The 21,660-nt window shown below is 33.9% G+C and carries 14 protein-coding genes and 2 pseudogenes; 5 read left to right on the forward strand and 11 right to left on the reverse strand.

Annotated features, from left to right (window positions below; all coding sequences use genetic code 11):
* Positions 1–48: 48 nt before the first annotated feature.
* The 3 genes from PSR14_RS15830 to PSR14_RS15840 all read right to left on the reverse strand — a co-directional run bounded on the left by PSR14_RS15830 (position 49) and on the right by PSR14_RS15840 (position 1,980).
* Positions 49–1,392 (reverse strand): amino acid permease, encoded by a 1,344-nt coding sequence (locus PSR14_RS15830; protein WP_098487309.1) that lies wholly within the window; start codon positions 1,390–1,392, stop codon positions 49–51.
* A 14-nt stretch (positions 1,393–1,406) separates the two neighbouring features.
* A complete protein-coding gene (locus PSR14_RS15835; protein WP_000872949.1) occupies positions 1,407–1,559 on the reverse strand; it encodes a hypothetical protein in 153 nt (50 codons plus the stop codon).
* Positions 1,560–1,767: 208 nt separating this feature from the next.
* Positions 1,768–1,980: an alpha/beta-type small acid-soluble spore protein gene (locus PSR14_RS15840; protein WP_000069660.1), complete on the reverse strand. Its 213-nt coding sequence runs from the start codon at positions 1,978–1,980 to the stop codon at positions 1,768–1,770.
* A gap of 274 nt (positions 1,981–2,254) precedes the next feature.
* Between PSR14_RS15840 and PSR14_RS15845 the strand changes: the two genes are divergently transcribed.
* Complete coding sequence (locus tag PSR14_RS15845) at positions 2,255–2,731, forward strand: YndM family protein (RefSeq protein WP_070806423.1); 477 nt, start codon at positions 2,255–2,257, stop codon at positions 2,729–2,731.
* Positions 2,732–2,766: 35 nt separating this feature from the next.
* Here PSR14_RS15845 and PSR14_RS15850 read toward each other — a convergent pair whose 3' ends face one another.
* Together PSR14_RS15850 and sasP are read right to left on the reverse strand one after the other, a co-directional pair.
* Positions 2,767–3,282, reverse strand: coding sequence for a DUF3231 family protein (locus PSR14_RS15850; RefSeq protein ID WP_000512122.1), 516 nt, complete (start codon positions 3,280–3,282; stop codon positions 2,767–2,769).
* Positions 3,283–3,574: 292 nt separating this feature from the next.
* Positions 3,575–3,787 carry a small acid-soluble spore protein, SasP family gene (sasP, locus tag PSR14_RS15855; RefSeq protein WP_000002841.1) on the reverse strand — a complete coding sequence of 71 codons (213 nt, stop codon included), beginning with the start codon at positions 3,785–3,787 and terminating at the stop codon, positions 3,575–3,577.
* Between the two features lie 247 nt (positions 3,788–4,034).
* Between sasP and PSR14_RS15860 the strand changes: the two genes are divergently transcribed.
* Together PSR14_RS15860 and PSR14_RS15865 are read left to right on the forward strand one after the other, a co-directional pair.
* Positions 4,035–5,168 carry a zinc-dependent alcohol dehydrogenase gene (locus PSR14_RS15860; protein WP_071743135.1) on the forward strand — a complete coding sequence of 378 codons (1,134 nt, stop codon included), beginning with the start codon at positions 4,035–4,037 and terminating at the stop codon, positions 5,166–5,168.
* Positions 5,169–5,399: 231 nt separating this feature from the next.
* Complete coding sequence (locus PSR14_RS15865) at positions 5,400–6,254, forward strand: manganese catalase family protein (RefSeq protein ID WP_071743138.1); 855 nt, start codon at positions 5,400–5,402, stop codon at positions 6,252–6,254.
* A 718-nt stretch (positions 6,255–6,972) separates the two neighbouring features.
* Here the strand turns inward: PSR14_RS15865 and PSR14_RS15870 are convergent.
* A complete protein-coding gene (locus PSR14_RS15870) occupies positions 6,973–8,715 on the reverse strand; it encodes an alpha-keto acid decarboxylase family protein (protein ID WP_073541537.1) in 1,743 nt (580 codons plus the stop codon).
* 663 nt (positions 8,716–9,378) lie between these two features.
* On the opposite strand from PSR14_RS15870, the gene PSR14_RS15875 reads away from it, so the two are divergent.
* On the forward strand, positions 9,379–9,825 hold the full coding sequence (locus tag PSR14_RS15875; protein WP_000725628.1) for an N-acetyltransferase: 447 nt from the start codon (positions 9,379–9,381) through the stop codon (positions 9,823–9,825).
* A gap of 494 nt (positions 9,826–10,319) precedes the next feature.
* Positions 10,320–11,897: an FAD-dependent oxidoreductase gene (locus PSR14_RS15880; protein WP_076868694.1), complete on the forward strand. Its 1,578-nt coding sequence runs from the start codon at positions 10,320–10,322 to the stop codon at positions 11,895–11,897.
* Positions 11,898–12,207: 310 nt separating this feature from the next.
* Here the strand turns inward: PSR14_RS15880 and PSR14_RS15885 are convergent, their stop codons facing one another.
* The 5 genes and pseudogenes from PSR14_RS15885 to PSR14_RS15905 form a co-directional block, all read right to left on the reverse strand.
* Positions 12,208–13,536, reverse strand: a complete 1,329-nt coding sequence (locus PSR14_RS15885) for an MATE family efflux transporter (RefSeq protein ID WP_218952603.1) — start codon at positions 13,534–13,536, stop codon at positions 12,208–12,210.
* Positions 13,537–14,450: 914 nt separating this feature from the next.
* Positions 14,451–14,516 (reverse strand): annotated as a pseudogene (locus PSR14_RS15890) (spore protein); the annotation flags it as partial.
* 909 nt (positions 14,517–15,425) lie between these two features.
* On the reverse strand, positions 15,426–17,012 hold the full coding sequence (locus PSR14_RS15895) for an APC family permease (RefSeq protein ID WP_098487311.1): 1,587 nt from the start codon (positions 17,010–17,012) through the stop codon (positions 15,426–15,428).
* 832 nt (positions 17,013–17,844) lie between these two features.
* Positions 17,845–19,434, reverse strand: coding sequence for a bifunctional UDP-sugar hydrolase/5'-nucleotidase (locus PSR14_RS15900; protein ID WP_073540898.1), 1,590 nt, complete (start codon positions 19,432–19,434; stop codon positions 17,845–17,847).
* Between the two features lie 557 nt (positions 19,435–19,991).
* Positions 19,992–21,631, reverse strand: a pseudogene (locus PSR14_RS15905) (catalase).
* Positions 21,632–21,660 lie beyond the last annotated feature (29 nt).

Genomic DNA, 21,660 nt, shown 5'->3' on the forward strand with positions numbered 1-21,660 from the left:
CTATTATTTTGTTCTGACATACTATTCATGGAGTAAAAGAAAGATACTTCATATAGCTGTATTCCTTTTTCTTGAGACAAAATGAACAATTATAGTAACGATAATAACTATTCCTAAAAACAACAAGCTCACAAGGAAACCAAAACGCGTTGTTTTTTGCAATAGTGTTCCACTAACAGCTAGTGCAATCATAATAAGACCAATAATACTTTTTATCTGCATCCAACCTTTTGGATTCATTAATCTCCAAAAGGAAAGAAGAATTAAACTCCATGTATACAACAACATTAATCCAGCTGCAGTTGTTACATATTCATATATATTTTTTGGTAGTAATAAAGCGCTAAGGATAGAAGCACCAAGCCCCATTATGATAAGAATTAAAGCTGGAAAAGAGATATTCTTCTTGTTTTTTTTCGCAAACATCGCAGGTGCATCACCCTCTTCAGCTAAGTTCATTAATACACTTGTCACCGCAAATAATGAACCAACTAACGTTGAAAAGCCCGCTAAAATTAATACTACATTTAAAATAAATGGCACATACGGTAAATTATAGTCTTGTAACGCTATTACAAAAGGACTTTCTTTCGTATTAAACTGGTTTAATGGTACCATCATAATTGCCAACCCTAAAGAGACTACGTAAATAATCGTTAAAATCATTAACATTACTCTTCCTGATTTTTGTGCATCTTTAGGGTCTTTCAGTCTTATTGTCATTAACCCCATAATTTCGATTCCTCCAAATGCATAAAATGCATAAATTAGAGAGGACCAAGTGCCTTTTAATCCATTTGGGAACCAGTCTTTAAAATTCCGAGGAATTTGTGCTTTATATAAACCACCCTTTATAAATCCTAAAATAATTAAAATGGCAATTACAATAAACCCTATAATAGCAGCGATTTTTATAATAGCCATCCATTTCTCTAAACGCTCGAATATCTTTACCCCTATAAAAATAATTAATATAGCCGCTACTCCATATATAGTAGCAAATATCCATAGTGGTATCTTAGGAAACCAGTAACGTGAAAAGATTCCTAACGCACTTAACTGGCTGCCCATAATAAGCAGTTCAGAACACCAATATGTCCATCCATGACTAAAACCCGCCCAATTTCCAAAAGCTTTTTTTGAGTATATACGAAAAGATCCTTTTTGCGGATCTTCTACAGCCATTTTTGCCAATGCTTCAAATACAATATAAGTAGTAAATCCAGTTAATATAAGAATAAGAATAATTGACGAACCACCTATTTTAATTCCTATACTGGATCCTAAAAAGAAACCGGTCCCTATTGTACAACCAATCCCAACAAGTGAGAGTTGCCACCATTTTAAATCTTTTTTTTCTTTCGTTTCGTTCTTAGCATCATGACAGGTCATATCACGATTCTCCTTTATTCATTTTGAGAATGCCCCTCATGATCACTTAAGTACTTCTCAGCAAGTTTTTCAACAACATCAGTGACATTATGAGCCTTTATTTTATGGTTTGCTACTAGTTCACTTCCTACAGAAATCTCAACTGTAAATAACGCTTCATATTTCATTTTCTCTGCCCCTTTCGCATCAAATATAATCTCTTATCTTTTATCCTTTATTTCACAAAAATTCATTATGTATGTAAAACCTCGAGAGTCTAAAAGTTAAACAAATAAAGTCGAAACGATTGTAACGCTACTAAGCTTATTTATTAAAAAAATGTATGAGAAAGGAGAGACGGCATGCCTCTCCTCTATATCCATTTCATATATAAAATTAACGAGTAACGCCACCGCCAAGTTGTTGCTCAGCTAATGATACAAGACGTTTCGTAATTTCACCACCAACAGATCCGTTTGCACGAGCTGTTGCATCTGCACCAAGTTGTACGCCAAATTCTTGAGCAATTTCATATTTCATTTGATCAAGAGCTTGTTCAGCGCCACGTACTAATAATTGATTACTGCTTCCACTGTTATTGTTTGACATGTTCATTCACCTCCTTCTTTCTTTAATATGTTAAATTACATGCTAAAATATATAGCTAATTAATTGGTAATTACGACCGTGAATTCAAAGGTATAGTTGATCTTCTTTAAACTAAAAATAATCATGTATAGGAGAACGAAATACATCTTACGTGCCATGGGATATCATAAATAGACCTCCATTACAACATAAAACGGGTTAAGCTATTTAACAGCATAACCCGTTTTTAATGAAATATTTTATTCCATATACGTTTAGACAATGGAGGAAAATAATGAAACATATTGTTGCTTTATTAATTAAATACACAGCGATAACTGCAGTATTACTTATCGTACTTGGTATCTTTCAAGGTATTTCCATTCCTAGAGTATTGCTTATTTCTCTCTTCCTAACAGGAGTTGCCTATTTAATTGGCGATCTTTTCATTTTACCTAAATACGGAAATATGATTGCTACAATGGCAGATTTTGGCTTAACCTTCTTCGGAATTTGGCTTTTAACATCTTTATTTACTAATTTAGATGCTACTCGTAATATTGGATTTTCTTCATTTATAGCCACATTAATTATTGGCGGAATAGAGATTTTCTTCCACATTTATATGAAGAGGTTAGTACTGCGTAACAACGATGAATTAAGAAATCACAATCATATTCACCATGATAAATACGCTATGGAAATGTCAGATGAATATATGGATTCTTCCACAATAAATAAATCCAAGCTTAAGGATACATCTAAAAAATAAAAAAGTGGCCAACGCCACTTTTTTATTTTTGTTTATTAAGCTTGATCAGAGTTTCTCACATGTAATGGAGGTGGAACCACCCATCCTTTTTTCTTACTTAAACGTAGCAAAGTTACACCTGCCTGCGCTTTTTTCATATGAAATTGTCCAAATAACATGCCTACATCTTCTCGAAGGCATTTTCCCATTACTTGACTACATGTGACAAGTCCAGCTGCTAATCCTGTAGAAACAGCTGCTGCAATTTCAACATCATTAATACGCGCTCCCGGAGGAATGTCTTCAATAGATGCTACTGGTCGTTCTGGAGGAGCAGGCGGTAAAGCAACCCCATTAACTTTTAAAAGTGCTTTTAATTCTTCTATTTCCGAGTTCATATCATTTTCAATTAAGCCTTCTAAAAACTTCTTCAAATCTTCATCACCTGTGTGATTCATAAATACTTGGTGGCTTGCAATCGCACCCTGCGCAGCAAGAAGATAACTCCAAATATCAAATACCTCTCCGTAGTGTAATGGTTCATTTTGAGGATTTCCACTTAATATACCCATTTTCAAATTCCTTCCTTTCGAAAATATCATAATAAATATTGATTTTAATATTAAAATCAAATTTTTAAGTATGCTTTTTCCTGCAAAAGATTTTCTACTATGCATGGAAAACACCTTTCCAACACCTTGTGTTTATTGTTTAGGAAAGTCGTTTACAAATTAAATACCCAAAGATTATGAAAGAAGATTATCAATAATCTTTGAGTGAGAATTCATTTACTATAAGGTTTTGTTTTTATACATACACAAAAGAAATTGATTTACATATCTACTATATTTTATGTCAATTCACTTAACGGTTCGCTCTACCACCAAGTTGTTGTTCAGCCATTGCTACTAAACGTTTTGTAATTTCACCACCAACAGATCCGTTTGAACGAGCTGTTGTATCCGCACCAAGTTGTACACCAAACTCTTGTGCAATTTCATATTTCATTTGATCAAGAGCTTGTTCAGCACCTCGAACTAACAATTCATTACGACTTCCACTATTATTGTTTGCCATATTATTTCACCTCCGATGTTTTTAATATGCTTCAAGTTATGAAATAATAATTATCCTTTTTATGGGAATTAGATCATGAATAAATATTGAGTTTCTTCTTAAAATAGGGCAGAAGACATAAGAAAGAAGAGTTACTATAACATACTGTCATAACAACACTATGTATAGATTCCTCTTTACTAAAGATTTCTGTGTTGCCAAGAGGATACATATAAATTATGAAAAATGATTCCTAAGGAGATATGAGATGAAAGCTGTAACCTATCAAGGACCAAACAAAGTACAAGTTAAACAAGTGGATGATGCAAAGTTAGAGAAAAAAGATGATATTATTGTAAAAATTACTTCAACCGCTATTTGCGGTTCTGATTTACATTTATATCAAGGCAACATGCCTTTACCTCCAGGGTACATTATTGGTCATGAACCAATGGGAATTGTTGAAGAAGTTGGTCCAGATGTTACTAAAGTAAAGAAAGGCGATCGTGTTGTTGTCCCTTTTAATGTTGCATGTGGACATTGTTTTTATTGCCAACATGAAATGGAAAGCCAATGTGATAACTCGAATCCTCATTTTGATTCTGGTGGATACTTTGGTTACACAGAGAAATTTGGTAACCATCCAGGTGGACAAGCTGAATATTTAAAAGTTCCTTTTGGAAATTTCACTCCATTTGTTATACCAGAATCATGCGAACTGGAAGATGAATCCCTACTCTTTTTATCTGATGTTTTGCCAACAGCCTATTGGAGTGTAAAAAATGCAGGTGTTAAGCGAGGCGATACTGTTATCGTACTTGGTTGTGGCCCTGTTGGATTAATGACACAAAAATTCGCTTGGATGCAAGGTGCTAAACGTGTAATTGCAGTGGATTACTTAGATTATCGAATACATTATGCAAAAAAGATTAACAATGTTGAGGTATTTGAGTTTACAAAATTTCCTGATATGGGAGAACATTTAAAGGAAATTACGCATGGCGGTGCGGATGTAGTTATTGATTGTGTAGGCATGGATGGGAAAAAATCTCCCCTAGAATTTCTGGAACAAAAATTAAAATTACAAGGTGGTACCCTCGGTCCTATTCAAATCGCTACGAAAGCTGTAAGAAAATATGGAACAGTTCAAATGACTGGTGTTTATGGCGGTAATTATAATGCCTTTCCACTCGGGGCATTTTGGGTTAGAAATATTAATCTAAAAATGGGACAAGCACCTGTCATCCATTTTATGCCGGAATTATTTAAGAAAATAACAAACAAAGAATTCGATCCAAAAGAGATTATTACACACAAAATCCCCCTTGAAGAAGCGAGCTACGGTTATCAAATTTTCAATAATCGTGAAGATGACTGTATAAAAGTCATTTTAAAGCCTTGACAATATAATTCATTATTCTTAATGAAAAGATAAGATTACATTTCGTAATCTTATCTTTTTTATTAAAACACTAAGTATCTCCCCCATTTTCATCTCACATCGAAAATAGTTATTTTCAAAAACTTTGTATTTTGAGGTAATAATCAATTGGTAAAAACATGAATTAAAGTATTAAGTAACCAAATAGCGGACACGATAACAATGTTAACTAACTTAAAAGAGGTGTACTTCATGTTTTATTATAAAGAAGAACTGATTAATATTATCAAGCCGGACAAACCAGATCCAGCTGCTGCAAAAGTTTTACAAGAAATATTAGGTGGGCATTACGGTGAAATGCGTACAATGATGCAATACTTTTTCCAAAGCTCAAATTTTAGAGGTAAAGAGAAGCAATATCGTGATTTACTTCGAGGTGTTTTTTTAGAGGAAATAAGCCATGTAGAACTTGTACAACATACAATTAATCAACTATTAACTGGATCTGGTGAACCTACGCCTGGAAATGCCGGTATTGACACAGCACCACTTGACGAAGCGGTTAAACATGCAAATCCTCATCACTTTATTGTAGGGGCACAAAGTTCATTACCTGTTGATGCAGCTGGCAACCCATGGAATGGATCTTGGGTATATAGTCATGGGAATTTAATTAGCGATTTATTAGATAACGTAGTACTTGAATCTACAGGTGTACTTCAAAAAACTAGAATTTATGAAATGAGTTCCAATCAAACTTTTAGAGAAACACTTGCATTTTTAATTGTACGTGATAATGCACATCAAAATGCTTTCGCAAAAGCTTTAGAGACATTGGGTGTTGAATGGGGGAAACTCTTCCCTGTGCCGAACTATGATATTAATAAATACCCAGAGTGCAGAAAGTATGTAGACATGGGATTTCATAACGCACAATTTAATTTTAGTTTAGATCCAACAAGAATGGGAGAAATATTCCAAGGTGAATCACCAAGTAGAAACAAAGGAACATTAGCAGTAACTGACCCGCCAAAAGGTTTTCCTGTACCAGAACTTCCTGAAATGCCAAATGAGCATAGTCCTGGATTAAAAGATATGGATCTTTAAGATTATTATGGCCAACTATTTATTCATGGTTGGCCATAAACCTTTATATGGATTCCAGCCATACTTAATCCAATCCTTAATCCTTTAGTCTTATTTAATGGCTTTATTTCAGCTACTGTTATGTAATTTTTATATAAACAGAATCAATAAATAAATCACCACTAAAAAATCCCAATTATTGTTAACATCTTTTAGAACATCATCTCTTCAAGTACATTTACACTAACACTCCTGATAAATTTGTCTATATTTCTTGGTCAACTAATAAAATTAAACAAAATTCTTATTTAAGAATTAAAGAGCGCTTTTAAAAGCGCTCTTTAATATAGACGATATTGAAACAGAATATTCATTAGTATATGTAATCTTTTTTATTGTGTTGCATAATCAAAAGTTTTTCCATTTGTTTTTAGAGGATATTACATTCTGCTCTATTTTTCCGTACAGATTAAACAATTGTTTAATAAGTGTAATTTTGGATGTTACCCAATACGAAAATAGTGCTGAAAAAATCCCTATTAGAACTCCTGTTACGCCATCGAAAGGATAATGAACTCCTACTCAGATACGAGAAATAGCTACACAGAATGTAAATATAGTCCATACGCATCCAGTCTTTTTCCGAACAAACAAAATGAAAAACAAATCCCAAAAATAGAATTGTATATTCGTGAGGAAACGAGTTATCTACTGCATAATTCCTATCCAAAAATTAGACTTATCTTCCCGGTCTATTCAAGACTATTGGCTGAGTACGCTGCATTTCCTGCTTTTCCATATAATTGCGCATCTTTTTCATATATCTAGATGCATCCATTGGATCTTTTACAATCATTTCAATAATACAAAGTTTTTCAGCACTTTCTATTTCAGCTTGTTTTATTGCCTGATCAAGCTCTCCATAGGTACGGACTGTAGCTGTAAGCGCATCGCCTCCAAAAACTTCCGCTAGCTTAGTATAAGACCATTGAGGAATTTTGTTGTACTTTTGATTTTTTGTTTTTACATTCAAATATTTTTCAATCGTATAACCATCATTGTTTAAGACAAAAATTATAGGCTTGCATCCATAATAAAGCATGGTGCTGATTTCTTGAGCTGTCAGTTGTAAGGCTCCATCCCCTGTAAACAGAAACACTCGGCGTTCAGGCACAGCCATAATAGCACCGAACGCCGAGGGGGTTGCGTAACCGATGGACTGCCAACCACCTTGCCCAATATATACTATATCGCTCGGTAGTCTCACCTCTGCCATTCCGTAATAGAATGTACCGGTCTCGACAACTACAATGTCTTCCTCTTTCAGCATCTGCTGAAAACGTGGATAATAGTTCGCTGCTATTAGAGGGGCATCGGTGTTAGTATTTAATTGGTCGTAAGGGAATGACATTTTTTCTACCAAACCTTGTCCCTTATAACCCACATTCTGTAGTGCGAGTAACATGTCAGTTGCAAAAACATTCAGATACTCTGCCTCAGCAATTTTAACCATATCCGGTTGAATATTGACGGTTATCAGCTGGTTTAGTTTTGCAGTAAAACTTGCAGTATTAGTATCCGCTAATACCATACCAATTGCGATGATACAATCTGCATTTTCTACCTTACTTTGAACTTCAGAATCTCCAAAAGATCCCAAGTACATTCCCACATAATTTGGATGGTTTTCGTCGAATCCTCCCTTTCCGTACATCATCGTTGCAACAGGAACATTCATGGTGTCTGCCAGTTGTTGAACAGCCGCTTGAAGACCGAAACGCATGGTTTTTACATCCACCAGTATAACTGGTCGATGTGCACGATCTAGTAGCTTATGGACATGATTGACCGCAGCATGAAGGGTTTTCAAATTAGATGTTGGGCGCTCTTGTGTTAGCTCTACACGATTTTTAATCGGCTTGGTCACTAAATCATCGGCCACAACAAGATATACAGGCTTTTTCTTTTCTTTAGCAATTTGAATTGCGGCTGGAATTTCAATTTTAGCGTTTTCAGGCGTAAGCACCGCGCTGTATGCAGTAATTTGCTCATACATGTTGCGAAAAACATCAAAATTCCCATCCATTAAAGTGTGATGCATCAGCTTATGCTCTTTTTGATCATTTTCGGGAGGCGCACCCACTATATGAATGATTGGTACATGCTCACTATTAGCCCCAGCTATAGCATTACAAGCGCTGAGTTCTCCAACTCCAAAAGTTGTAATAAGTGCGGACATCCCTTTAATTCTTGCATAGCCATCTGCAGAATAGCCCGCGTTTAGTTCGTTCCGCCCTTCTATAAAGCGGATACCTTTATAACACTCTAAAGTATCAAGAAGTGTAAAATTATAGTCCCCTGCAATACCAAAAATCTCGGTAATACCCTCCAATTTTAAACAATCGAATAAATATTGACCAACCGTTTTTTGAGAAGGTTGCCTTTGTAAACCAAAGTTATCCTCATTTATCATGTTTTTCACCACTTGTTCACCCCTTATCTATTTCTGAAATTGTTTTGTTTTATAGTATTCTTTTTGATAATACCCTTTAATTGAATCCATTATCCGTTGCACTGAGCCAAAGCAGTATATCAAACGCAATTAACTAATATAAAAACATGTTGCTATTAAAGATACATTTTTCATAATCCAAAACAATTTTAAGCTTGAGATAAGGTTTAAAAGTTAAAAAGAGCACTTTTTTGAAGAAACCTTAATCATTTTAAATGTGTCAAAATGTATCAAATATCGCTATATTAACAGTTATTTAGAATTATGATTGTACCTTATCTCCCCTTTTTGATGATATAAAGGGCATATTTATAATGAAAAAAACATCTTCTGATAGTGAAAGAGCAATTAAGGAACCGTTAAATGACAATAAACTATTCCGTTAAAGAGCCATTTAATGGAATAACCGTTACTAAGTTAACAGTGAAATTGGATATGGATAATAAGGTCTTCAAAAAAATATAGAGGAAAGAATATAATTATATTGAGTATAGTGTTTTTAACTATACCTTTAAGGAGGCGTTGTCGATGAGAAATTATTTCTATTTGATTGGGCGAAAAAATAAGGGGATAACGTTCCAATAGCCCATAAACTACGTGGTTCCCCTTTAATATTAGAAGGAGAGTATCAGATTGAAAAAAATTTATTTAAAGCCAATTGACAAAAATAATTGGGAAGAAGCAATTAGATTATCTGTTAAAAAAGAACAACAAACATTGATTGCATCCAACCTTTATTCTATCGCAGAAGTTCAATTTCTAGATGATTTCTATGCAAAAGGTATTTATCTTGATGAAACAATGATAGGATTTACTATGTTTGGGATAGATTCTGATGATAATAATTATTGGATTTATAGACTTATGATTGATAAAAAATTTCAAGGGAAAGGTATAGGTAAGCAAGCTATACATCTAGTTATTGATGAGATAAGAAGAAATAATAACGCAAACATTTCTATAATAATGATTGGATATGCTCCTGAAAACTTTACAGCTAAATTTTTATATAAAAAAGTAGGATTTATTGAAACTGAATTATCATCTTGGGGTGAACAGTTAGCTAAGTATTCTTTATGAGCATTTGAATTCTCCACATTAACTTTTAAACTTATTAAAGAAAAGAATCTAATAGTGTAGTCATGCAGATAGGAAATGATCAAACTTTTTTATAAAAGAATAAAACAACTGAAAGTATTAAGAGCGTGTTTTGATTTACCTTTTTCAAAACACACTCTTTTCTATGATTGTTTATCAAGATTATGTAGTATGAATTGGATTAAACTTTATTTAAGGGCAACACAATGTCTAGAATAGAGAAGAAATACCCTCCGAGTTATAAAGCAAACACAAGAATTATCTTGTTTCACCATGTAGATCTTCTACTTTTTATCCTTCTGAACATGATAATTAATTAAAGATATTTGCTATAGACAAATTACTTTTATTCACACAAAATTACATCTAAATTGAACATGCCATCCAACCACAATTTGCTGTTTTCTAAACTCAAAGTTTACCTCTCTAATAAATGGAAATAATAGATCTATAAACCATTGGATGGAGGATTTATATTGACAAATAACAATAATTACGATGGAATATTACCCCATAATGTCGAATCTTATTGGACGAGCAGTATCGATTTACCAAAATACCCTTCCTTAGAAAATGACATGCAGGTCGATGTTATTATTGTAGGAGGAGGAATTACTGGCATTACTTCTGCCTATCTTTTAGTAAATGAAGGTCTAAAAGTCGCTGTTATAGAGGCAGACAAATTATTAAATGGAACGACTGGACATACGACAGCTAAAATTACTGCTCAACATGATATGATTTATGAAGAGCTTATCAAATATACCGGAAGAACTACCGCAAGATTGTATTACGAAGCAAACATCGATGCTTTAAAATTCATTCAAACTACAATTAATAAACATCAAATCGATTGCGATTTCACTCAACAAGATGCTTATCTGTATGCCACAACAGAAGAATATGCATATAAGTTAGAAAAAGAAGCAGAAGCTTATAAAGAGCTTCATATTGAAGGCGAGCTTGTAAACAAACTTCCTATTGATTTAAAAATACATAATGCACTTGTTATGAGAAATCAGGCACAATTCCATCCACTTAAATATTTAGCCCATCTTTCAAATATAATTACAGAAAAAGGTGGATACATCTTTGAAAATACCACAGCAGTAAATATAAAAACAGGCGAGCAACCTGTGGTTCTTACCCGTGGAGGAGCTCAAATTACAGGGAAGTATATTCTCTCTTGTTCCCATTTCCCTTTTTATGAAGGTGCAGGACTTTACTCTACAAGAATGCATGCAGACCGATCTTATATAATTGCTGCTAAGACAAGAACAAATTATCCAGGTGGTATGTATATTAGTGTAGATGAACCGACACGTTCTCTCCGTTCCACAACAATTAATGGAGAAGAATTCATTCTTATCTCTGGAGAAAGTCATAAAACGGGACAAGGCGGCGAAACATTAAAACATTATGAAGCACTAGAAATATTCGGACAACAAGTTTTCGGCCTTGAAAATATCCCATATCGTTGGTCAGCACAAGATTTAATTACACTAGACAAAATTCCTTATATCGGTGAAATCACATCTGATCAAAAAAACATATTAATTGCCACTGGATACAGAAAATGGGGTATGACTAATGGAACTGCAGCTGCTCTTTTATTCCGAGATATCATATTAAAAGAAAAGAACAAATTTCGGGAATTATATACTCCCTCCCGTTTCCATATGAATCCAAGTTTAAAGAACTTCTTAGTCGAAAATGCCAATGTTGTTGGTCACTTAATTAAAGGAAAGTTAGAGATTCCACAAAAATGTATTCGTGATTTATCTAACGATGAAGGGGCTGTCGTTGATATTGATGGACATAGAAAAGGAGCTTATAAAGATGCAGAAGGTAAGCTTCATATTGTAGATACAACTTGTACCCATATTGGATGTGAAGTTGAATGGAACAATGGAGAACGTTCTTGGGATTGTCCGTGCCATGGTTCGCGATTCTCATATACAGGAGAAGTACTTGAAGGGCCTGCTGAGAAACCATTACAAAAATACGATTATAAAATGATAGATAACCTTACTTCAGAAGACTCTGGTTACTAATTAAATTTATGTAAGCCAAAACAGCTACATAGCATGTAGCTGTTTTGACTTTTTTAACTCCTTATTGTCCGTAATCTCAAATCGAAATATAATCTGTCCTATTCCTATTAATTCAAGAAATATATTCTTCCCCAACATGAAAAATTGAGTTGAACTTCTAAAGATAACTATGAAAGGATGAAATTGAATTTACAATTACAACCAACATACTCCCGTTTGAGGGTAACTCGGTTTTATTCGTTTGATGATGTTATAGTCATACTCCTAAAACTGACAACTTATAAGAGAATATCATTTTTCACCTTCCATTCTAACTAACAAGTCTTGAAATTCGTTTCTTCTTCCATGAAAGTTTATAATATCCATATTGCAAAAGTAAACTTGCAATAAATGCTGCTGGATATCCAATCCATATTCCTTTTATACCAAGATTTGTATGATAAGAAAGATAATAAGCAACAGGGACTTCTACAAGCCATATTGATACGACACCGATAATAGTGGGCCATAATACAGTTCCACTTGCTCGCATTGTCGCACCAATAATTTGAGCATGACCGAAAATTAAGTAACTCCAAAGTGTAATCATCACCAAACTATGCGCAATTTCAACTGTATTCGTGTTCGTTAAGAATAATGATAAGATTTCTCTTGAAAACAAGTAAATAAAAGCAATTAATATACCACCAATTATATAATTCATAATAATTCCAGCACGAATAACTTCCTCTAATCGGTTAAATTGTTTCCCACCAATAGATTGCGCAGCAAAAATAGATACCGTAATTCCAAGACTAACCGCAGGCATCTGAACATAACTTGCAACCTGGTTTACAACCCCATATGCAGCAGTCGCATCAGAACCGAAACGATTCACAAATGCGATTACCGCAATCTCAGATAACGAAACGAGAATCATATTAATACTCGCTGGAATTCCAAGGCGTAATAATAGTTTTAATAAATCCCAATCCATACGAAGATATTTCCGTACAGTCTCATCTAATTGCAGTGGATGATTCTTCTTCTTCAAATACATAAGCATAACAATAAATGTTACAACGGTCGAGATAACAGAAGCATAGGCAGCTCCGTACACACCAAGTTTGGGTATTCCTAGCCAACCAAAAATTAGAATAGGTAATAGAATTATATTTAAGACTGTACTAACAATTAAGAAATAAAACGGTGTCTTAGAATCTCCTGTACCTCGTATAAACGTTGTATAGGAGAAATATAGAAATAAAACTGGCATAGAAATAAATAAAATACGCGCATAATGCACACTCATATCAATTATATTCTCTGGCGTACCCATAAAACGCATAATGTTCAGAGCAAATACATTTCCCGCTATTGCCAAAATAACGCCTATTATAAAGGTAAATGTTAACGTCGTACCAACAATGGCTTTTAAACGATCTTCATTACGGGCTCCAAATGCCTGACCAATTAAAATCGAACTACCCGATCCAATCCCAATTACAAACGAAACAAGTAAAAAGAATAATGGAAAAAATGCTGAAATGGCAGCTAATTCATTCACACCAAGCCATCGTCCAACTACCACCATACCAAATAATTGTCCAACTGATTGTAATATGTTACTTAAAAGCAAGGGAACTAGAAACATAGACATTGATTTCCATGTTGCTCTCTCTCCCTTTTCTTGATTTTTTAATTTTTTACTTTTTTGAATACTATCTATCGATGATTTCACATTTGATTTCCCCTTTTATTTGGAGGAATTATGTTATTCCGAGAATAATACGTTAAAAATAAAAAAAGAAATTTTTAAATTAACGTTATTATCTTATCCATAGATTTCCCCCTACGTAATAATGATTTTTGAGAATTTGTTTATCTATTCATTCTTTCTACCATTTATCTCTTTCCCCCAAAAATTTTGATATAAACGAAATGAAGCTTTTCCCTTATAAAAACCTATTCTGATATTTCTTCTAAGCAATAGTAAACAGCTTCCCTACCCCTTCAAGTTAACTCTTCAACATCTACGGCAGTTAAATTAATTTGCGTTGCATCATTTATTTTAATAAAATTATTTATATTATTAAATGTAATAAACAATTAGGAAGCGAAATTGGTATAAAACATGTCTTTTGTTATGTTTTTAACATCGTGAATACTTAATAATTAATATTAGACCCTTTTTGCTTTATTTGTTAGAGCAATTAACATAGATTACTGTTTTCACTTATGTTGTATATTTTTTTAAAGATGTGTCCAAAATATAACTAACCTGTTTTAGAACAAATTGGTTACCGAGTAGTTAGCTTTTGCTAACTACTTTTTATTATTAAATATGTTCTTATCAAAATAATGAATTTCTAACTATTAGCTCAGTTCTTCCTATCCAGAAGAGTAGTTTGTACTTTTACTTAAAATTTCTTGAAAACCATTTGAGCATAGATTTTTCCCAATAAAAAAGGAGAGATTATAATCCCTCCTTCTAATCCATACACTATATAATTAGCGAGTGAATCGACCATCAAGTTATATATTGAAGTTTTGTGCGATTTTATATTTCATTTAATCGATTGCACTTTCAGCATCACGAACTAATAATTCGTTACGGCTTCCACTATTATTGTTTGCTATTATTACGTATACTCATTAAATTCCATGTCCATACTATTTAGCAACGGTAGTCCATGCCATTCGGATTGACCTCCAGCACATGATAAATTTATAACCGTTCCTATAATTAGGAACGGTTATATTTCATTTAACTGTCCTTTTTAGTTAAATGAACTGTTTTTGTATAAGTATTACACTATATAGTGTCTTCTGTTCAAGATATATTTTCATTTAATTTACCTTCACTATTTAATACATACTTTTCACGTAATAGTTTTTGGGATTCATTCATACCATTAACCCATAATTTTTATTTCAAATTCCGTTAAAGTACTTGAAGCGCTAATAAAGTGAAACTTTAATCAGTGGGGATTTTCTTCATCCCCCACTGATTATTAGTTGAACCAATCGGACTTTAATGGGCAGCCCAATCCCCACCTAAATTCTTTGCTTTCGCTGCATTTTCAGGTGGGGGTTTTACTGTCCATTAAAGCGGGATAAACGTTTGTTCAGAAAGTTGTCTAGATTTTTTGGGATTCATTCACTCTTTCTTCCAACAGAGCTACATCGCTCATCCCATGTAATATAGAATTTCATGCATTTTCTCTATAAATAAAACGCAACATTCTGTTAGTAATGCAAATACAGTTTTTGTTTTCCCTTCTTACTCAAAGGCTTAGCAATTAACTTTTATTAGCTACTCTTTTATGTTTCATACAAATATGACCCACGTTTTCTCGATACTATATAAGACTTTTAAAAGTCAGCTTTGAATATTTTCCCAACTCTAGCTCCCTTGGTCGAGAGTTGAGCAGTTAGCCTTTGCTAGCTGCTCCTGTTACTTAAAGAAATCATTTAACTATACTTTCTAAATAAATACAAATTCTTTATTCCTCAAATAAATCATTTTTTCTAATTTATGTATATTATTCAACTAATTCTACCATTAATCTTCTGTGCTACCTGTAGATCTTTTGTTTTAAATCCACTATTTATAGCCCATCTATAAAATAGAAATGAAACAATTGAAATAAGTACCATATCCCATCCATAAGTTATAATATTTAACCCACCAAATTTTTCACTTCCAATGTACGATATACAAATCATAAATAATAAATACCCTACAATCCATAATCCAGCTAAAAAATTCTTCTTAAATCCAACCCATTTTGTTTTTAATTGATAATAAAAATATATAGGTAAGCCCATAAGTATAATAAACATTACTTCTCCTGTTAACGGCCACCTTGCCCAATATAATGTTAATGATGCAAAAATGAACCCTAAAGGTGCGATAATGTTTAATCCTTTTATATAGAAAGAACGATGAAAATTAGGTGCAGTTTTTCTCAGGGTCATTACTGTTATTGGTCCAGTAACATATGAAATTAATGTAGCCACTGAAATCACTTCAGCTAAAACACCCCATCCTTTAAATAAAAATAAAAAAACAAAACAAATCATTAAATTAAACATCATGGCAAATCTAGGCACACCATATATAGGATGTAATTTCCCAAAAACTTTAGGGAAATATCCATTCTTCTCCATTCCGTACAGCATGCGTGATGTGGTTGCCATATAAGTAGTACCTGTACCCGAAGGAGATACAAAAGCATCTAAATATAATACAATAACTAACCAATTAATATTTAGTGCTATCGCTAAATCAGCAAATGGTGAATTAAAATTTAAATTCGACCATCCATTAATTATCATATCGGGATTTACAGCACCGATAAAAGCAATTTGTAATAATGCATATATTATAGTTGAAATTAAAATGGATCCTACAACTGCCCGAGGAATGGATTTTCCTGGGTTCTTTGCTTCACCAGCCATATTAATGGGACTCTGAAAACCATTGAATGCAAAAATAACACCGGATGTTGCCATAGCAGTTAATACATTTGACCAATTAGATACATGAAAGTCCTGATGACTAGTAAAGTTTTCTCCATGAAATCCAACAAATAGCAATGCACCAATTGTAAGACCAGGAATTATGATTTTGAATATAGTAATTAAAGAATTTATTTTTGCAAATAGACTAACAGTCCAATAGTTTAAAAAGAAATATATAATAATAAGTAAAGAAGCAGCTGCAAGACCTTTTGAAGTCAACATCCCATTGTCTACTAAATCCTTGGCCCAACTTGCCCACTCCCAAGGCCATGAACTCATATATTGTATTGAGGCTATAGCCTCAACTGGAATAACTGAGACGATGGCTATCCAATTCGCCCATGCAGCAATAAATCCTACGAAATCTCCATGTGAGTATTGGGTATATTTTACCATTCCGCCAGCCTCCGGAATCATAGCTCCTAACTCGCTATATGGTAAGGCAATAAATAATATTACAATCATTCCTAAGAGCCAAGAAAAGATAGCGGCCCCTCCTGATATTTTAGCAGCCTTCCATGCACCAAATAACCAGCCAGACCCTAAAATCGAGCCAATCCCAGTCATTGTGAGTGCAAAGGTTCCTAGCTTGCGTTTCATATTTTTCATTTTCCACACGCCCCTCGTTTACAAAATAAATAGGATTTTTTTATTTATTAACCATTTATTCATGTATACTAACCCCCTTTTTATTTAAAGTAAGAATACAAATTTTATAGACTCATTCACCATAAAATTTGCTGTAATTTGAAACCATAAAATTCATCTCCAATCAACTCTTTATATTGTATGTATACCCTTTATAATTCTCTCTAAACCTGAAATTTTTAACTATATTTGTTACGGAAAAACATCATAATCTAGTATGCCTCTATATTAAGAATATTTCAGTTCTAATAGACGAAAGTTCATCTTATCTATGGTCTTAATTTGATAGGCGATACTACTCCCAGATGCACTCAAGCTAGATAAGGAACTGAAGGAAACTATTATAGAAATTTCTACATTTCTTTCGAAACATATGGCTCCCTTCTTACCAAAAACTCAACTCTAATTTAGTGAATTGATTAAGTGTATTGGGAGACTTTTATTGAGATAAATCTTCGGCAAATAATGAAACCCCTTGTTTTTTATGCATATTCCTAAAAAGTATGTCACTCTTTCCCATTAATTAAGAAAATGCTAACGTGCTTTTAATCTCTAGAATAGTCCCAACTCTTAAGTTGATGGATGTGTGGCCGTACTCCATTGCTATCAAACAAAACAATGATAGTTACGGATGAATTAGCAATTATACGAATTTCATTTTTTTCGGCATTCTGCATCTAGACGGTATACCTATTAGCCACGGTAAAACTCTATTTCAAATCAAAAAAATAGATTACCTGCACACGAAAAAGTATAGTGCATAGGTAATCTATTTTTTGAGATTAATAAAAACCTAATTTATTTTTTGAATTCTTCCATCAATAATAGACTGAATTGGTTCTTTTGATTTTTTTATGTAATCTACTAATGCTTCAAAATCAGTTGGTCCTGTTTCAGCATCTTTACCGTTTTTAAAGGATACAAATCCATCTCCACCTGAAGCTAGAAATGCGTTTGCAACGACGCTGTAAGTTTTAGAAGAAATAATTTCTTCTCCATTAGTTAGGCGCATATTTGTTACTTTTTCTCCATTAGGTTTGTTTGCATCCCAAGTGTATTGGATCCCTGAAATTTGAAGCATTCTTGTTATATCTTTTTGCCATTGTTGATTTAAAATATCACAAATATCTTGACCCGTTAAATTTACTTTTATTAATTGATTTCCGAATGGTTGAATACCATATATCTCTCCCCATGTAATATCACCAGCATCTAAGTCATTACGAATACCACCAGGATTCATAAGTGCAATTTGAGATTGCATTGTTGCACGCTGGGCATCAGCAACTAAATTTCCAAGAGTAGATTCACCAGCCGTATTTAGTTTACGATCTAGCGGAGCAATAGACTTACCTACAACTTCATTAACAAGAGGTGCGATTTTTGCTTGATATTTCTCCATCTTCTTCTTTATTTTTTTATCAGGCTCCATGCCTTCATGGTAAGTTGTAACAATTTCTGCTTTTTTCTCAACAATATCTTGTGTTTTACGATCAATCTTTACATCAACATCAGCAAAAGCCATACCGTAAGAATTTGCTTGTACGACAAGTTTATTATTAACAGTTCCATTTACATAAGTGTGGCTATGCCCACCAAAAATAACATCGACTTCTGGATCAGTCTCATTTGCTAATCGGACGATATCACCATTTGTTACGCCGTTCCCATCTGTTGTCCCCCCGTTATGTGCAAGAACAACGATAGATTTAACACCTAGTTTTTTTAATTGCTTTACGGATTTGTTAATAGCTTCAACTTCATCTGTAATTTCTACATTTTTTAGCATAGTAGGCATAACAAGATTAGGCACATCCGTTGTTACGACTCCGATAAATCCAACAGGAACTCCTTGTACCTTTTTTATAGTGAATGGTGGTAAAAATAAACGACCGGTGGATTTATTATAGAAATTTGCGGCAACATATGGGAATTTTGCTCCTTTAAATTTCCCTGTTTTCTCATGGTATCCACCATAAATAAGGCGGTTCATTTCTTCAACACCTTCATCAAATTCATGATTTCCTATCGTTCCAACATCGAATTTTAAATCATTTAGAAATTCAATGGTAGGTTCGTCTTGTAATAATGCTGAAACAGGAGTACTTGCTCCAACAACATCGCCAGCATGTACTTTTAATGTATTCGGATTTTGTTTTTCACGATCGCGTAAATAAGCCCCTAAGTACTCGATTCCCCCTGCATCTTTATTGTTAATTTTTTTTACTGTGTCTAGTTGCCCATGAAAATCGTTAATACCGAGCATTTGCACATCTATGTAGCGGTTTGGTTCTGTACTTGCTTGGGCTGAAGGCACAGCGAATACACTAGTAAAAGTAACTGTACTTAATGCTAAAGCAACTGGAATGATTTTTTTCAACATAAAATTTCTCTCCCCTAATAATTAAAATCTTACATAACATGATGTTATTTTAATATATTAAGAGGATTATTTCTATAAAAATTCTACTAATTATAAAAATTAATAAGATTTTATCGTTTTCTGACAAAAACATTTCTTTATTTTGAGGATTATTCAAAATATTATCTTGATAGTAATATAGCAATCCACCTAAGAGACAAAAAAACTCTAATCCATAAATTTTAGCCGTTAAGAAAAATATTCAACTCGAAACTAATAGAGATTTATCAACCTAACATTTCAATATCAACATTTAAAAATGAGCAAAAATTTCGTTATAGAAGATTTCGATTCTTTAAATTGGTTACAGTGGTGCACTACGCCGCATTCAAAAAGATGCTCCTGGATTTATCCAAGAGCATCTTTTATAAAGCTTTATTTTTCACTTGTTTCTCAACTATCTTATGATATTTAATACCCCTCATATTTTTAAACAAAACTACTTAGTAATCGTATGAAAGGCTGCCTAACCGTTTTAACGGCACCTCTAAGTATAAGCCTATTGTGCTTACGTCTAATTAATAAGGATCTGATTCATGGCTTTTCTTTACTGCATCTTTTGTTGCTTCGTTTGCAGCTAATGAACCTTGGCCATATTTTGATTTACTTACTTCGCGGCCTGGAAGTTTGTTTTCCGTTTTAGCTTCTTTCATTTTCTTTTCAATACCTTCTTTAACACGACGGCCATAATCTTCATCAGCTTGTGTGAAGTGTTCAATCATCGCATTCTGAATTCTTTTGTCACATACTGCAAGTGCTTCAGATAGATTTTTAACCAACTCATTTCGTTCCCACTCCTCAAAACTACGATACGTGTGACCTGCTTGACCATAATTATTAGGACGATCGATTGGTGCACTCATAGCAGCCGCATTGTAAGTTGGTTGGTGTGGATGGTGCTTTTCTTGTTTTGCATCTTTATAACCACCCAGCATAGATGGCTCATAGTTAATATGCGGATTTTCTCCAGACTCTTTCGGATTACGCATATCCATTTGACCACGATGTTGATTTGTACGAACAGGTGCTTTAGGTGCATTAACAGGTAATTGTAGATAGTTTGCACCAACGCGGTAACGTTGCGTATCTGAATAAGAGAAAGTACGACCTTGTAGCATTTTATCGTCTGAGAAGTCCATGCCATCAACAAGTACTCCTGTACCAAAAGCAGCTTGTTCAATCTCTGAATGGTAATCAACTGGATTACGATCAAGAACCATACGTCCTACTGGTAACCAGGGGAACTGCTCCTCTGGCCAAAGCTTCGTATCATCAAGAGGATCAAAATCGAGTTCTGGATGATAATCATCCTCCATAATTTGTACAAATAGCTCCCACTCTGGATAATCTTTGCGCTCAATTGCTTCATATAAATCTTGTGTTGCATGACTAACATTCATTGCTTGAATACTGTTTGCATCTTCTTGTGTTAAATTTCGAATTCCCTGCTTCGGCTCCCAGTGATATTTCACCAATACCGCTTCGCCTTTTTCATTTACCCATTTATAAGTGTTTACACCAGATCCCTGCATATGGCGATATGTTGCTGGAATACCCCATGGAGAAAATAAAAATGTAATCATATGCGTTGCCTCCGGGGTACGAGAAACAAAATCAAACATTCTCTGAGGATTCGCCACATTCGAAACCGGATCAACCTTAAACGCATGAATCATATCTGGGAACTTCATCGCATCACGAATAAAGAAAATTTTCAAATTATTCCCTACTAAATCCCAGTTACCATCTTCCGTATACATTTTCACTGCAAAGCCTCGTGGATCCCTTGCTGTTTCTGGTGAGTCCTTAGCTCCAGCTACTGTAGAAAAACGAACCATTAACGGTGTTTTTTGCCAGCCCCCGAAAACACTTTCGCACGAGTATATTTTTCTACCGGCTCATCTCCAACTTTTCCATACGTTTCAAAATACCCAAATGCTCCAGCTCCTCGCGCATGTACTACACGTTCTGGAACCTCTTCTCGATCAAAATGAGAAATTTTTTCGATGAAATGATAATTTTCAAGTGTTGCTGGACCACGATTCCCAATTGTTCGGATATTTTGATTATCCTTCACAGGGTGCCCCTGTCGTGTTGTCAATGTCTCACGTTTCTCGTCTTGTTCATCTAGAGAATTCATGTCCTGGTTTTCTTCCATAATTGAAAACCTCCTCAAAATTATTCACC

The sequence above is a fragment of the Bacillus sp. A01H genome (assembly GCF_045277205.1).
GTDB classification, from domain to species: Bacteria; Bacillota; Bacilli; order Bacillales; family Bacillaceae_G; genus Bacillus_A; species Bacillus_A paranthracis.